The organism is uncultured Limnohabitans sp. (assembly GCF_937889215.1).
Taxonomy (GTDB): domain Bacteria; phylum Pseudomonadota; class Gammaproteobacteria; order Burkholderiales; family Burkholderiaceae_C; genus Limnohabitans_A.
The window spans coordinates 1-14114 of sequence record NZ_CALBEX010000224.1 but is presented as its reverse complement, the minus strand read 5'-3'; the positions used below and the strand labels follow the sequence as shown (position 1 = coordinate 14114).

14 protein-coding genes and 2 pseudogenes are annotated in these 14114 nt (G+C 57.7%); 10 read left to right on the top strand and 6 right to left on the bottom strand.

Annotated features, from left to right (window positions below; translation table 11 throughout):
* From Q0341_RS05710 to Q0341_RS05695, 4 genes and pseudogenes are all read left to right on the top strand, one after another.
* Positions 1-630: pseudogene (locus Q0341_RS05710) on the top strand (succinate dehydrogenase/fumarate reductase flavoprotein subunit); the annotation flags it as partial.
* 63 nt (positions 631-693) lie between these two features.
* The gene (locus Q0341_RS05705; RefSeq protein ID WP_299511135.1) at positions 694-1398 is read left to right on the top strand and encodes a succinate dehydrogenase iron-sulfur subunit; all 705 of its coding nucleotides are present in this window, start codon (positions 694-696) and stop codon (positions 1396-1398) included.
* On the top strand, positions 1398-1706 hold the full coding sequence (locus Q0341_RS05700; RefSeq protein ID WP_299511134.1) for a succinate dehydrogenase assembly factor 2: 309 nt from the start codon (positions 1398-1400) through the stop codon (positions 1704-1706). The genes Q0341_RS05705 and Q0341_RS05700 overlap by 1 nt, the downstream gene beginning before the upstream one ends.
* A gap of 42 nt (positions 1707-1748) precedes the next feature.
* Positions 1749-3047, top strand: a complete 1299-nt coding sequence (locus tag Q0341_RS05695) for a citrate synthase (RefSeq protein ID WP_299511133.1) — start codon at positions 1749-1751, stop codon at positions 3045-3047.
* 127 nt (positions 3048-3174) lie between these two features.
* On the opposite strand, the gene Q0341_RS05690 is transcribed toward Q0341_RS05695, so the two are convergent.
* The 3 genes from Q0341_RS05690 to umuD are packed head-to-tail and all read right to left on the bottom strand — an operon-like array spanning position 3175 to position 5709.
* Positions 3175-4437: a Y-family DNA polymerase gene (locus Q0341_RS05690; protein ID WP_299511132.1), complete on the bottom strand. Its 1263-nt coding sequence runs from the start codon at positions 4435-4437 to the stop codon at positions 3175-3177.
* Positions 4434-5264 (bottom strand): endonuclease, encoded by an 831-nt coding sequence (locus tag Q0341_RS05685; protein ID WP_299511131.1) that lies wholly within the window; start codon positions 5262-5264, stop codon positions 4434-4436. Before Q0341_RS05685 ends, Q0341_RS05690 begins: the two co-directional genes overlap by 4 nt.
* A 4-nt stretch (positions 5265-5268) precedes the next feature.
* A complete protein-coding gene (gene umuD, locus Q0341_RS05680; protein ID WP_299511130.1) occupies positions 5269-5709 on the bottom strand; it encodes a translesion error-prone DNA polymerase V autoproteolytic subunit in 441 nt (146 codons plus the stop codon).
* A gap of 264 nt (positions 5710-5973) precedes the next feature.
* On the opposite strand from umuD, the gene Q0341_RS05675 reads away from it, so the two are divergent.
* The 3 genes and pseudogenes from Q0341_RS05675 to Q0341_RS05665 all read left to right on the top strand — a co-directional run bounded on the left by Q0341_RS05675 (position 5974) and on the right by Q0341_RS05665 (position 7986).
* Positions 5974-6795 (top strand): class III extradiol ring-cleavage dioxygenase, encoded by an 822-nt coding sequence (locus tag Q0341_RS05675; protein WP_299511129.1) that lies wholly within the window; start codon positions 5974-5976, stop codon positions 6793-6795.
* Positions 6796-6855: 60 nt separating this feature from the next.
* Positions 6856-6924: pseudogene (locus tag Q0341_RS15240) on the top strand (hypothetical protein); the annotation flags it as partial.
* Between the two features lie 87 nt (positions 6925-7011).
* Positions 7012-7986, top strand: coding sequence for a TauD/TfdA family dioxygenase (locus tag Q0341_RS05665; protein WP_299511126.1), 975 nt, complete (start codon positions 7012-7014; stop codon positions 7984-7986).
* Between the two features lie 30 nt (positions 7987-8016).
* On the opposite strand, the gene Q0341_RS05660 is transcribed toward Q0341_RS05665, so the two are convergent.
* On the bottom strand, positions 8017-8934 hold the full coding sequence (locus Q0341_RS05660) for a LysR family transcriptional regulator (RefSeq protein WP_299511125.1): 918 nt from the start codon (positions 8932-8934) through the stop codon (positions 8017-8019).
* 147 nt (positions 8935-9081) lie between these two features.
* Between Q0341_RS05660 and Q0341_RS05655 the strand changes: the two genes are divergently transcribed.
* The 3 genes from Q0341_RS05655 (at position 9082) to Q0341_RS05645 (ending at position 11956) form a co-directional block, all read left to right on the top strand.
* Positions 9082-9975, top strand: coding sequence for an alpha/beta fold hydrolase (locus Q0341_RS05655; protein ID WP_299511124.1), 894 nt, complete (start codon positions 9082-9084; stop codon positions 9973-9975).
* A 94-nt stretch (positions 9976-10069) separates the two neighbouring features.
* Positions 10070-10984 carry an alpha/beta hydrolase gene (locus tag Q0341_RS05650; RefSeq protein ID WP_299511123.1) on the top strand — a complete coding sequence of 305 codons (915 nt, stop codon included), beginning with the start codon at positions 10070-10072 and terminating at the stop codon, positions 10982-10984.
* A gap of 3 nt (positions 10985-10987) precedes the next feature.
* Entirely contained in the window at positions 10988-11956 is a 969-nt protein-coding gene (locus Q0341_RS05645; protein WP_299511121.1) for a tripartite tricarboxylate transporter substrate binding protein, read from the top strand.
* 150 nt (positions 11957-12106) lie between these two features.
* Here the strand turns inward: Q0341_RS05645 and Q0341_RS05640 are convergent, their stop codons facing one another.
* Together Q0341_RS05640 and Q0341_RS05635 are read right to left on the bottom strand one after the other, a co-directional pair.
* Entirely contained in the window at positions 12107-13291 is a 1185-nt protein-coding gene (locus Q0341_RS05640; RefSeq protein WP_299511119.1) for a HupE/UreJ family protein, read from the bottom strand.
* The coding region (locus tag Q0341_RS05635) for a hypothetical protein (protein WP_299511117.1) at positions 13288-14114 on the bottom strand (827 nt) is incomplete at its 5' end. The genes Q0341_RS05640 and Q0341_RS05635, both read right to left, overlap by 4 nt.

Sequence of the window (14114 nt, the reverse complement as noted above, 5' to 3'; positions counted from 1 at the left end):
TGCTCTTGCGTGTCGGTGCACGGCGCCAACCGCTTGGGCACCAACTCGCTGCTCGACTTGCTGGTGTTCGGGCGCGCTGCCGGCAACCACATCGTCGACTTCGCCTCCAAAACCAAGTCGCACAAAGACCTGCCGGCCGATGCCACAGACCGCACCCTCGAGCGCTTGAACAAGCTTGAAGGTCGTGGCGGCGAATACGCCCAGGACGTGGCCAACGACATGCGCGCCGCCATGCAGCAACACGCTGGTGTGTTCCGCACCCAGGCGTCCATGGACGAAGGCGTGCAAAAAATCGCGGCCATCCGTGAGCGCGTCAATGCGATCGGCCTGAAGGACACCTCCAAAGTGTTCAACACCGCCCGCATTGAAGCCCTGGAAGTGGAAAACCTGATCGAAGCCGCGCAGTCCACCATGGTGTCTGCCGCAGCCCGCCGAGAGTGCCGTGGTGCCCACACCGTGAGCGACTATGAGCGCCCAGTGGACGATGCCGTGGCACCCTTGGGCCGCGACGACGCCAACTGGATGAAACACACCCTGTGGCACAGCGCCGACAACAGCTTGACCTACAAGCCCGTCAAGCTCAAGCCCTTGACGGTGGACTCTGTGCCACCCAAGGTTCGCACCTTCTAAAGATTGTTCGGACCGCTCGCTTCCAGTGACGGTCCGCCCCCCGAATACACCAGGAGTTATTTCATGACCCTACGCACTTTCCAGATCTACCGCTACGACCCTGACAAGGACGCCAAGCCTTACATGCAAACCATCCAGGTGGAGCTGGACGGCAACGAACGCATGTTGCTCGACGCCCTGATGAAGCTCAAGGCCGTGGACCCCACCATTTCGTTCCGCCGCTCTTGCCGCGAAGGCGTGTGCGGCTCGGACGCGATGAACATCAACGGCAAAAACGGGCTGGCGTGTTTGACCAACATGAACACACTGCCCGGCAACATCGTTTTGAAACCCCTGCCCGGCTTGCCTGTGATCCGCGACGTGATCGTGGACATGACCCAGTTCTTCAAGCAATACCACTCGATCAAACCTTACCTGATCAACAGCACCATTCCGCCCGAAACCGAGCGCCTGCAAAGTCCGGAAGATCGTGACGAGCTGAACGGCTTGTACGAGTGCATCTTGTGCGCCAGCTGCTCGACCGCCTGCCCCAGCTTCTGGTGGAACCCCGACAAGTTCGTGGGCCCGGCCGGTTTGCTGCAGGCTTACCGCTTCATCGCCGACAGCCGCGACGAAGCCACCGCCGAGCGCTTGGACAACTTGGAAGACCCCTACCGCTTGTTCCGCTGCCACACCATCATGAATTGCGTCGATGTCTGCCCCAAGGGTCTGAACCCCACCAAGGCGATTGGCAAAATCAAAGAAATGATGTTGCGCCGCGCTGCCTGATGACTGTCACCCCCATTCTGGAAGACGCATCTTTGGTCGATGCCGACCGCCTCGCACCTTTGAGCGAGCGGTCACTGAGCAAACTGCGCTGGCGCAGCCGACGCGGTTTGCTCGAGAACGATCTTTTCATCGAGCGTTTTTTCAATCGCCACGCCGCTGCGCTGACGGTTGGTCAGGCCCGCGGCATGTATGTGCTGATGGACCTGTCAGACAACGATCTCATGGACTTGCTGCTGCGCCGAACGGAACTGCAGACCGAGATCAGCACCGAAGAGGTGTGTGAAGTCCTGGACATGCTGAGAGCCTGAGCCTGCCAAGGTTCATATCTGGAAACCAAGAGGAAACCCACCATGAAACTCGCCGATAACAAAGCCACCCTGTCGTTCTCCAATGGCAGCCCCAGCATCGACATGCCCGTGTACTCAGGCAACATCGGACCGGACGTCATCGACATCCGCAAGCTGTACGCGCAAAGCGGCATGTTCACCTACGATCCAGGCTTCTTGTCCACCGCCTCATGCCAGTCGGCCATCACCTACATCGATGGCGACAAGGGCGAACTGCTGTACCGCGGCTACCCGATTGAGCAATTGGCCCACAAAGCAGACTTCCTCGATACATGCTTTCTGCTGCTGAATGGCGAATTGCCCGTCGGCGAACAAGGCAAGGACTTCCACAAGCTGGTCAACCAGCACACCATGGTCAATGAGCAGATGCAGTTTTTCTTGCGTGGCTTTCGCCGTGATGCCCATCCCATGGCCGTGTTGACCGGCTTGGTGGGTGCCTTGTCGGCCTTCTACCACGACAGCACCGACATCAACAACCCTGAGCACCGTCACATTGCCGCGATCCGCCTGATCGCCAAGATGCCCACCCTGGTGGCCATGGCTTACAAGTACGGCGTTGGCCAGCCCTACATGTACCCCCAGAACAACCTGAGCTATGCGGGCAATTTCTTGCGCATGATGTTTGGCACACCATGCGAAGAGTACGTGGTCAACCCCGTGCTCGAGCGCGCCATGGACCGCATCTTCACTCTGCACGCCGACCACGAGCAAAACGCATCAACCTCCACCGTTCGTCTGTGCGGCTCGTCCGGCACCAACCCGTTTGCGGCCATCGCTGCGGGCGTGGCTTGCTTGTGGGGCCCTGCCCACGGCGGTGCCAATGAAGCTTGCCTGAACATGCTCGAAGACATCCAAAAAATGGGTGGCATTTCCAAAGTGGGCGAGTTCATGGAAAAGGTCAAAGACAAGAACTCCGGCGTCAAGCTGATGGGCTTCGGTCACCGTGTTTACAAAAACTACGACCCTCGCGCCAAGCTCATGCAAGAAACTTGCGACGAAGTGCTCAAAGAGCTGGGCCTGGAAAACGACCCACTGTTCAAGCTGGCCAAAGCCCTGGAAAAAATCGCTCTGGAAGACGACTACTTCGTCAGCCGCAAGCTCTACCCCAACGTGGACTTCTACTCCGGCATCGTGCAACGCGCCATCGGCATTCCCGTGAACCTGTTCACTGGCGTGTTCGCCCTGGCACGCACCGTCGGCTGGATCGCCCAACTCAACGAAATGATCAGCGACCCCGAGTACAAAATCGGCCGCCCACGTCAGCTGTTCACCGGCTCGGTGCGCCGCGACGTGCAACGTTGATCGGATTTCAACCGCGCCCCTAAAGCCCGGACCAAGAGAGCCCGCCTTGTGCGGGCTTTTTTACGCGATCAGCCGGACACACAACAGCCTAGAAAGACCCGATGAGGCTCCGCCAAAAACCTCGGCATCAAACCCACGGCACATCTGTCCAGCTGGTGGTGTAGTTGGGGGACTTGCGCTCCTGCTTCATTTGCCAACCTGTGTATGCGCCTTGGGTTGACACCTTGACTGCGCCACGGCCATAGCGCGCGTTCAACCCATCCAGTGCCTGCATGAGCTTGTGCTTGTCGGGTCGCGCCGTCTCCAGCAAATCACCTTGGTGGTGACTCAGCGGACTGATCTCGCTCAGCATGACCCCCGCCTTTTTGTACTGGTACTCAGGCTTGAACATGCGCTCACACAGCCAGCCCGCCCACCGATTGACCTCCAAGGAGTCGTTGGTGGGGTAAGGCAGCGGCACCGCCAAGCTGGGCGTGTATTGGGGCAGTTCCTTGCGAAATCGGTTGGTCTGTAAAAAAACCTGTATCACCGCCGCATGGCTGTTTTGAGCGCGCAATTTGGCACAGGCGTTGGCCACGAATGTCGACAGTGCATCTTTCAAAACCGGCAGCTCAGTGACCATGCCCCCAAACGAGCGGCTGGAGATGATTTGCTGCTTGTCGCAGGGCGCTTCCTCCAACGGCATGCAGGACGTTTCCTGCAACTCGCGCTGGGTCTTTTCCAAGACCACCCCGAACTCTGAACGCAGCGTTGGCATGTGGGCCTCACGCAAGTCCCAGGCCGTGCACACCCCATGAAGCGCCAAGCGCTGGGTCAACTTGCGCCCAACGCCCCAAACCTCCTGCACAGGCAGACGCTTCAACAACTGGGATTTTTGATCCCCAGTCAATGCGTTGTAGTTGAAAACCCCTTGGGATCGCGGATGCTTTTTCGCCACATGGTTGGCCAGTTTGGCCAAGGTCTTGGTCGGTCCTATGCCCACGCAAACGGGCATGCCCGTCCACCGGCCCACACGTTCACGCATGGCGTAACTGAGCTCTCGCAACCGGGGGCTGCCCGTGAGGTCCACAAAACACTCATCGATCGAGTAAACCTCGCACTGCGGAGAAAAATCACGCAAGATGTTCATGACCCGGTTGGACATATCGGCATACAGCGCGTAGTTGCTGCTCAGGGCCAAAATGCCATGCGCCTCGGCCAGCGGTTGGCACTCGAACCAGGGCTGCCCCATTTTGATGCCCAATGCCTTGGCCTCGTTGGAGCGTGACACGACACAGCCATCGTTGTTGGACAAAATGACCATCGGCACCCGCGCCAGATCTGGCCTGAAGATCCGCTCACATGACACGTAGAAGTTATTGCAGTCCACAAGCGCCAACTGCGGTGTCATGCGGGCTCAATCCTGGCGGTCTTGAGCATGAGAGGCTTGACCAAAATTTTGTACGTGTCCAAATCAAACCGAAGCTGTTCATGCCGCACCATTTGCTGGGACCTGGAGCACCATGTGCCCATGTAGCGCCAGTCTTGAATGCGGTGCCGTTGAATCCAGTCGCCGTTAGACTCCAACAAATCCACCGCACCCGGGTAAGGCCAGGCATGAACTTTCAAGTCCAGCAGCGCAGAAAATAGGCGTTGATCGTGGTCCTGCCTGGCCTCTTGGCCCACACAAGCCCCCAGGCAGGTCTTGACCTGCAGGCCAAAGCAGCCCCGCGGGCTGATTTTTTCCAGGCCCAGCAAGCCCAAACAGAGCCGGTGCTGGTCCGCCAGCTCGCGCAGCTTGCTCTGTGCCGCATGCACGGAACCAAAAAGCCCATACAGGTCATCCGTGCGGCCGACTGGAACATCTTGGCCCGAGACGACGACGGGCGCCCTTTCCCCCGCCTTCTCGGTCAGCTGGATCGCACAAAGATTGCGCAAACGGCGCAATCGAATGTTGAACAAGGGGCTTTGCTCTTTGATCAAACGGGCTTCGAGCAGCAATGCACCGATCTCGCCAGCGGTCTCGATGTAATCCACCCTGCGGGACTGGGCGATCATTGCGGCCTCGTCCTCGGCCCTCAAATGCGCCAAAACGCGGCTGCGAATGTCCACGCTTTTGCCGATGTAAAGGGGCAGTGTGCCCACACCCTGAAAGATATAAACACCCGCGCTGCGTGGCAGCGCGGCCAGAGATGCCGGATCGATCAAATGAGAAGAAGACGGTTCACTCGGGGTCATGGTGTCAATACAGTTTATGCAGGTTGCGCGTGACCACACCCCAAATCACCAACTCCTCACCCTCCTTGACCACGATGGGCGGATACAGTGGGTTTTCTGCGATCAGCTTGACCACGCCGCCACGGCGATACAGGCGCTTGACGGTGTAATCGCCATTCAACACCGCCAGCACAATGTTGCCGTGCTTGGCCTCGATGGAGCGGTCCACCAACAACTCATCGCCCTCATAAATGCCGATGCCATTCATGGAGTCACCCTTGACCCGGAAGATGAAAGTCGCCTCTTTGTTGCGGATCAGGTGCTCGTTCAGGTCAATGCGCTTGCGCGTGTGGTCCGCCGCTGGCGAAGGAAAACCCGCCCGGACAGTCCACGCGCACATCGCCAACCAGACTTTGGCGTCGGGCACCCAAACCGGTTGCGGGCATGAAATAGGATTGCTTGTCATGCGCCAAATATACTGGATATTCATACAGCCAGCCAAGTTCACGGATCACCCAAAATAAGACACTTTAGAACCCAAATACGGAGTGCTGGCATGGCCTTGCAACGGGGCGCAGGCCTGAAAAACCACACGTCCTCGGAATTTTGGCCAAGCGAAGCGATGTCCAAGATCAAAAGTCGCTCAGGCCGCAGGTATATAAAGACAGAACCAGCGAACCCCGCCGTAAGACACCCCGACCTCACCCCCTCACTGGAGGCCAAGAAACCCATGATCCCCACCAGCGCCACCCACAGCAAAATGCCAACCTGGTTCATCCCTCATGGCGCAGGCCCCTGCTTTTTCATGGACTGGAACCCGCCAGACGCTTGGCATCGAATGGCCGATTTTTTGAAAAACTTGGCCACCACCTTGCCGTGCACACCCAAGGCCATCGTCTTGGTCTCGGCCCATTGGCTGACACCAAAGGTGACCGTGACCAGCGGCTCGCACCCCCAGCTGATTTACGACTACTCGGGGTTCCCGCCGCACACCTATGAACTCCAATACCCCGCGCCGGGTGACCCGGCACTGGCCGCGCAGATGCTGGCCACACTCGGGGCGGCAGGTATCGCCTGCGCCTCGGACGCGCAACGGGGTTTTGACCACGGCATGTTCATCCCGCTTCAATTGATTTTTCCGCAGGCCAACATCCCGGTGGTGCAACTCTCACTGAACGACTCGCTCGATCCGACACAACAACTGCAGGTCGGCCGTGCCCTGCAAGGGCTGCGGGATCAAAGTGTGTTGATCATCGGCAGCGGCATGAGTTTTCACAACATGCGCGGCTATGGCAACCCGCAATACGGCCCGATTTCTGATGCGTTTGACACATGGCTCACGGCAGCGGTTGAAGCCACGCCACAAGAGCGCGATCGCTTGCTGTCGAACTGGACGCAAGCGCCAGGGGCGCGTGACTGCCACCCGGCTCGCGCCGAAGAACACCTGCTACCGCTGATGACCGCCGCAGGCGCCGGGGGCATGGATGCGGGGCGCAAGGTGTTTTCAGACCGTGTGATGGAGACGGCGTTGTCGGCCTTCACATTTGGGTAATCGGGACAGTGGCAGCATCGCGCCACGCACAAACCGACCGACCGACCGACCGACCGACCGACCGACCGGCCGACCGGCCGACCGGCCGACCGGCCGACCGGCCGACCACGAACCTGCCAGATGCCTTGAAGTGACAACGGGTCCGGCTGGCTGCTGAAAGCAGATTAAAGTACGGTCAACAATTTCCATCGAACACCTTCAGACAAAAGGTCACCCATGAGCATCGTGCTGAAACAAGCCGTCACTGGCCCAGCGGCCTGGACGGGCAAAGATATCCAAAACGATACAAGCTGGATACACCAGCTCGATCCGTCACAAATTCAAGCGCTGGATGACGCACTGGCCTCACTCAAAAATAGAGGCCTGCGGTTTCCCGATTTCACCCGCGACGACTTTCCAATCGGTCACGCTTTGAGCCAATTACTGGAGGACTTGGCCGAGGTCCTCGAAAACGGCAGAGGGTTTGCGCTGTGGCGGGGCTTGCCTGTCGATCGCTACAGTGAAGAAGAATTGAATGCGGTTTACTACGGCCTTGGATTGCATCTGGGCCTGCCTGTGTGTCAAAACCCGAGGGGTGATTTGTTGGGCGAAGTGATGGCGGTGGGCGACCCCCAAGACATTCGCACACGTGTTTATCAAACCAACCTCTATTTGCCGTATCACTCCGACCCGTCCGATGTCGTCGGTCTGCTGTGTGTGCGCAAAGCGAAGCGAGGCGGCGTGAGCAGCTTGGTCAGCGTGGCCCGTATTTACAACGAAATCTTAGAAAAGCACCCGGAATATTTGGGCCTGTTCTACCGGTTGTTTTATTTTGAACACCTGTGTGAGCCTGAGCCCAGTCTGTCGCCGATTTTCAGCTACCACCAGGGCAAATTGAGCTGCCGCTACTTGCGTCAGTATCTGGAACTGGGCTGCAGCATCAAAGGTGTGCCCTTGTCCAAGGTCGACACCGAGGCTTTGGACTGTTTTGACCGCATCATGCATTTGCCCGACATTCGGGTCGACATGTTGATGGAGCCGGGTGATCTGCAATTTGCCAACAACTATGCGGTGCTGCATTCACGCACCGATTTTGAAGACCATGAGGACTTGGCCCATCGCCGCCGAATGCTCAGGCTTTGGTTAAAAATGCCCAATGCCAGAACGCTTGCGCCTGAGTTTCCCGGGCGCAATGGTTTTCCTCGGCCGTGAAGTGAAGCCACAGCTTTCAAAACCGGGACATCAAACAGGCATTCTTCCTGTTTTCCAATAATCCTCCGATGAAAATCGGTCGGCCAAAAACTGCACAAAAGTTCGAATTCTTTCTGGCAATCTTCGATCCGGCAAAAACACGGCATACAAGGTGCTCTCTGGTAATGTGTAATCGCTGAGCAACTCGACCAACTGGCCTGAGACCAGATAAGGCGAGACAGCAAACGACGGCAAGGCCGCGATACCCAAGCCTGAAATGGCCGCATCCAACAAGCCTTCGGCGACATTCGAGCGCAAATTTCCCGAAACCTTGATGCTTTGGTCACCCTCCCGGCCTTTGAACCGCCAGTCCCCCCCCTTGGGTCGGTCATAAACCAGGCAATTGAATTCCAGCAAGTCGCGCGGCGAAAGCGGCACGCCGTGTCGGCTGATGTAGTCCGGCGAAGCCACCACCATCCAACGTGCAGGCGCGAGGCGCCGCGCCACCAAATTGCTCAAGCGCGGCTCCTCGGCCAAGCGAACCACCAGGTCCGCGTTGCCAGAAATCAGGTCCGCAAAACGCTCAGACAAGGTGACCTCGATTTGAATGGACGGATTGAGCACCAAAAAATCGTTCACCGCAGGCAACAGATGCATCCGCCCGAAAGTGATGGCCGTACTGATGCGAATAAGGCCATGCGATCCACGCGACAACTCTTCAACATCCCGAACAGCCTGATCGGCCTCCGCCACGATGCGGGTACAGCGGTCATAGAAGCGCTCACCAGCCTGAGTCAGGCCAATCTTGCGTGTGCTGCGGTTGAGCAGCTTGACGCCCAGCGAAACCTCTAAATCTTGGATATGACGGGTCACCAGTGCTTTGGAGATGCCGCAATGATCGGCAGCCAAAGTAAAACTGTTGGCCTTAACGACCGCCACGAATGTGGCCAAGGCATTCAGGTCGCGCATCGGTTCGCGCCTGTAAACAATGTATTCACGAAAAGCCCTTCCATGGCCAGAATCACAAAAGTATAGTCATCTCTGTGATTTGGCAGGATCGAGTGGCTCGTCTCTTTCCAAGTTGCTTTTTTAACCATCACCCAAGGCAGTACCACCGTGATCTGGAGTCAAGACTATTTTGTTCCCCGCGAAGAAGTTCGCCTGTACGTTTACCGCAAACGCGCCACCCCCCCGCAAGCCGAAGAGGTGGCCAAGCCCGTTTTGTTGCTGGTCCATGGCTCCACGGTTTCAGGACGCAACACCTATGACCTGCAAGTACCCGGAGGTCAGGACTATTCGGTCATGGATTACTTTGCAGCCCGTGGCTATGACGTCTGGACCGTAGACCATGAGGGCTACGGCCGCTCCAGCTGGTCTGGCCGGGGCAACAGCGATGTCAGCACAGGCGCCTTGGATTTGGCCGCTGTGGTGCCCTTCATCTTGCAAGAGACCGGCGCAAAAACTCTCAACATCTTCGGCTCATCCTCTGGCGCTTTGCGTGCATGCCTCTATACAGAAGCGCACCCGCACACCGTGGCACGACTGGGATTGTCGGCACTCGTCTACACAGGCGCGGGCTCCCCTACGCTCGAACAGCGTCGAAAAAAATTACCTGAGTACAGCGCCAGCCCACGCCGCAAAGTGGATTTGGCCTTTTATGAAGGCATGTTCAACCGCGACAAACCCGGCTCCAGCGAAGACACTGTGCCCAAAGCCATTGCGGCCGCAGAACTGCCGCTGGTCAGCGAAGTGCCTACCGGCACTTATGTGGACATGTGTGCCAACTTGCCCTTGGCCAAGCCTGAAGCGATCCCTTGCCCCACCTTGTTGATCCGGGGGGAGTTCGATGGGATTGCCGCCGAACCCGATTTGCTGGACTTCTTTGCACGCTTGCCCACCAAAGACAAACAATTTGTGGTTCTTTCTGGCATTGCCCATAACCCCATGATGGGCGTAGCCCGCAACAAATTCCACTTTGCACTGGAGAACTTTCTAAAAGCCCCTCTGTAAACCTTTTGAAACCCACCCGCTGCAGCCCAAGGTCTGCAGCGCAGATGCACCAAGGCCCGACTAGAGGCCGTTCACAACTTAGGAGACAAACGACATGACGACCGTTCAATGGTCTGGCGGCCACGAGCACTGGACGCAAAAAGGGGACATCCGTCTCTTTTTATGGAACAAGCCAGCATCCCCCCACGTCCCCCCAGCGGGCACCCTTTTGTTTGTCCATGGCTCATCCATGGCATCACAACCCACGTTTGACCTGCACGTCCCAGGCCGCCCGCACTCTTCGGTGATGGACTGGTTTGCCGAACGCGGCTTTGACACTTGGTGCATGGACAACGAAGGTTATGGTCGCTCGGACAAACACCGCACGATCAACTTCGACATCAACAATGGGGCCGACGATCTGGCCGCTGGCAGCGATTACATACGCAAGACCACGGGTGCAAAACAGCTGCTGGTCTATGGTATTTCTTCAGGTGCACTGAAGGCTGCCGTTTTTGCACAAAAACATCCGGAACGCGTGGCCAAGTTGGCGCTGGACGCATTTGTCTGGACTGGCGAAGGCAGTCCGACACTGGCCGAAAGGAAGAAAAAGCTGCCCGAGTTTTTGGCGAAAAATAGCCGCCCCATCGACCGCGCTTTTGTACACAGCATCTTCAACCGCGACCATCCCGCCTGTGCGGATGAAGCCACCAAAGACGCTTTTGCAGATGCGATTCTGACGCTCGACTCATCCATGCCAACAGGCACCTATGTAGACATGTGTTCGAAACTACCTCTGGTAGATCCCAGCCAAATCAAGGCCGCTACGCTCCTCATGAGGGGTGAGTACGACGGGATCGCCAGCCTGGAAGACTTGCTGAACTTCTTCAAGTTGCTGCCCTCCACCAACAAGCAATTCAGCGTCATGCAAGGCATCTCGCACGCCAGTTTCCAGCAAAAAAACCACTTGATGGTTTATCAAATTTTGCACAGTTTCTTTTCCCAACCCGAACCATCCTACAAAGGTTAAACCATGAAAAAGCTATTGAGTGTCGTCTTCACTGCAGCCCTGTTTAACGCGTCTGTCGGGAGTTCCCTTGCACAGACTTACCCCACCAAACCCGTGAAAATCGTGGTCCCTTTTGGCCCTGGTGGGTTCACCGATGTGGTGGCGCGCATCTTGGGTGTCAAGCTGGGCGAAAGCCTGGGGCAAGCTGTGGTCATCGAAAACAAACCGGGTGCTGGCTCCACGATCGGCTCCGACATGGTTGCCAAGTCAGCTGCCGACGGTCACACGCTGCTGATCGTGTCCTCAACGCATGTGATCAGTCCCTGGATTTACAAAAATGTGCCTTATGACCCGATCAAAGGTTTTACGGCTGTGACGAAATTGGTGGATTCACCATATGTACTGCTCACCAATCCCAAAGTGCCTGCAAAAAATGTGCAGGAGTTTATTGCCCTGGCCAAGTCACAGCCTGACAAGATTCATTTCGCTTCATCTGGCAACGGCAGCGCACAACACCTCATCGGTGGCCTCTTTGCCTCCATGACCAACACCCAACTCAAGCATGTGCCATACCGGAGCAGCAACTTGGCGGCCACAGACCTCGTGGCGGGAGTCGTTGAAAGCAGCTTTGCAGGTGTGCCCAATGCACTGGCACAAGTGCCCAATGGCCGTCTGAACGCCTTGGCTGTCACGGGTTCAAAGCGTATTCCCCAACTGCCCAATGTGCCGACCATGCAAGAGGCAGGCGTGCCCGGATACGATGCCACCATCTGGCTGGCCATGCTTGCACCGGCGGGCACACCCGCCCACATTGTCAACCGCTTAAACAGTGAAATTGCCAAGATCATGAACACGCCGGAAACCAAAAAATCGATGTTCGATGCGGGCGTAGAAGTGAGCCTGTCCACCCCCGAAGCCATGTCTCAACTCATGGTCTCAGAACTGGACAAGTGGGGCAAAGTGGTCAAAGAGACCGGCGTCAGGATTGAATAAAAAAAACGGTGCGGAAAACCAAGAGGGTTTTCTCGTCGCGTCCACTTGACCAACCCCTGCCGATTTTGAATCGCCAGGGGCGATGGCCTGAAACCCACACAGAGACTTGAAACTCTGTTTCTGGGTGAGTCATCGCTCACTGGTTCCACATCACGCCAGCCAGCCCATGCGCTGAAGCGTCCAAAATGTGCCCAAAACGACGATGGTCACTGAACCGCCGAACACCACCACCCACCGGTAAAACGCGGTATGACGCAGCACCCAGGCCAAGGGTAAAAAGACGGCCACAATGGCCAGTTGACCCAGCTCCACACCCACATTAAAACCACCCAGGGCAGCCAACAAAGCGCTGGCGGGCAAGCCCAGATCCAGCAACACGCTGGCAAAGCCGAAGCCATGCACAAGGCCAAAGACAAAAGCCAACCGCCAGCGCTTGAGTGCACTGAAACCCAGCAGGTTGTTCAGCGCAGCCAACACCACGGACAAGGCGATGGCTGGCTCCACCAGATCGGCTGGCGGGGTGAGCCAGCCGGTGATGGTCAGGCCCAGCGTGATGGAGTGCGCCAGCGTGAATGCGGTGACCACGACCAGCACATCGCGCACCACGGGCCGAGCCTGCATGGCCGCACGCCAGTGCATGACGCGCTGGCGTGAGGACTGCAGCGGCGCCAACACCAACAGGCTCAGAAGAAAGACGATGTGGTCGATGCCGATCCAAATGTGCCAAACCCCCTCCAACACATACCGCCCGAACACGCGCAAAGGACGGCTGTCGCTGGCACTGACCTGGGCCTCTGGCCTCTCTGGGCTGAGCAGCGCACTGCTTTGGTAATCCGGAAAATCCACCCGAAGCAGGCCCCGATGCAGATTGTCCTGCGCAAAAATCAGGTCATATCGCAGCTTCATGCTGGCGCGGTCCGCCGAACCCAAGGCAGCAGGACACAAAGGTGTCCATACAGCACTCAAATACAGGCCGTCGGCATGCTGGCTGGCTTTCAAGTCAGCCTCACCCAAAGGGCAGCTTTGGCCCGCGGCGCTCAGCGCAATGCCCTGCACCAGCCAGGCGTTCAACTCAGCAAAACGAGACTCCGTCTCGCGCCAGGTGACTTGGCCATCACGGTTGCCGTCCAAATCAAAGATCAAGTCAAGGTCACGCAAGTGAATGTCCGCGCGCAAGCTCAGTTGCTCAGAGGGCATGCTGAGTGTGAGGTAACTGTTGCTGCTGGAGTGGGCCCACAAGTTGCCTGTGAACAACAGGCCCCAAAACACCATGCAAGCCATGGTCGCATGGCGCAGTGAGGCAAGACCGCCGAGATATGGCCAGCGCGCGTTCATGACCTCTGCTCCGACCAACGGGGGTGCGCTTTGAGTTGCCGGATGAGCGACGCCAATTGGGGATCGGTGTAGCCCGTTTTTTCTGCCCAGACGACCACAGGCTCTGCCGCTCGGGGCTGCGCAAGCGCAAGCGCAGCTTGCGCAAACAGGAGTGCATCGGGGGGCTCTTTTTGCAGCTGCCAATTTTCGATGGACAGGGCCAAGCCCGCGGTCATGTCTTGACCATAGGCAATTTGGTAAATCAATTTGGGCCGCTCGATCAGTGACTCTTGCCGCAGCGCTTGCGCCTTCAAACGTGCAGCCATCTGGCTCGCCAATCGGGTTTCGTCCGCGTCTTTCAGGCCGCGACTGGCCAGCAAGGCCTGCATGAGCAGCGCATCGGTGAGGCTGCCCAAGTCGCGCTGGTTCATGGCCATGGCTTTGGCCTGAACGAAGCGGCCTTGTTGATTGAGCAACTCGGCCAGTGAGAGCCTGAGCAGATGAGACTGCCCGCTGACCTTGAGCCGTTCGCTCCAAACGGCGATGGCCAGCGCAGGCTGTCCAGCCACGCGGTGTGCTTCGCCCAAGTGAAAGCCCAGCCAGTCTTGTGAAGATGCGTCTTGGTAATTGGGCGAGCGGGCGGCCCGGCTCAGCATTTGCACGGCCACCAAGGGCTGTCCGGTGCGGTAGAGCAAAACAGCGCGGTAAACATCGGCTTCTTCTGCGCCAAAAAGACGCTGCATTTCTTGCGTGTCTTGCTGTGCGGAGGCCATATCGGCCAGCAGCAAATGAAGCGCAAAGCGCCAAGACCAAAACTCGGCACGCCGTGGTTCCAGAGCAATCG

Coding starts and splice junctions, on each gene's coding strand:
- Q0341_RS05705 (WP_299511135.1), top strand. CDS start 694: ATGACCCTACGCACTTTCCAGATCTACCGCTACGACCCTGACAAGGAC.
- Q0341_RS05700 (WP_299511134.1), top strand. CDS start 1,398: ATGACTGTCACCCCCATTCTGGAAGACGCATCTTTGGTCGATGCCGAC.
- Q0341_RS05695 (WP_299511133.1), top strand. CDS start 1,749: ATGAAACTCGCCGATAACAAAGCCACCCTGTCGTTCTCCAATGGCAGC.
- Q0341_RS05690 (WP_299511132.1), bottom strand. CDS start 4,437: ATGACACCGCAGTTGGCGCTTGTGGACTGCAATAACTTCTACGTGTCA.
- Q0341_RS05685 (WP_299511131.1), bottom strand. CDS start 5,264: ATGACCCCGAGTGAACCGTCTTCTTCTCATTTGATCGATCCGGCATCT.
- umuD (WP_299511130.1), bottom strand. CDS start 5,709: ATGACAAGCAATCCTATTTCATGCCCGCAACCGGTTTGGGTGCCCGAC.
- Q0341_RS05675 (WP_299511129.1), top strand. CDS start 5,974: ATGATCCCCACCAGCGCCACCCACAGCAAAATGCCAACCTGGTTCATC.
- Q0341_RS05665 (WP_299511126.1), top strand. CDS start 7,012: ATGAGCATCGTGCTGAAACAAGCCGTCACTGGCCCAGCGGCCTGGACG.
- Q0341_RS05660 (WP_299511125.1), bottom strand. CDS start 8,934: ATGCGCGACCTGAATGCCTTGGCCACATTCGTGGCGGTCGTTAAGGCC.
- Q0341_RS05650 (WP_299511123.1), top strand. CDS start 10,070: ATGACGACCGTTCAATGGTCTGGCGGCCACGAGCACTGGACGCAAAAA.
- Q0341_RS05645 (WP_299511121.1), top strand. CDS start 10,988: ATGAAAAAGCTATTGAGTGTCGTCTTCACTGCAGCCCTGTTTAACGCG.
- Q0341_RS05640 (WP_299511119.1), bottom strand. CDS start 13,291: ATGAACGCGCGCTGGCCATATCTCGGCGGTCTTGCCTCACTGCGCCAT.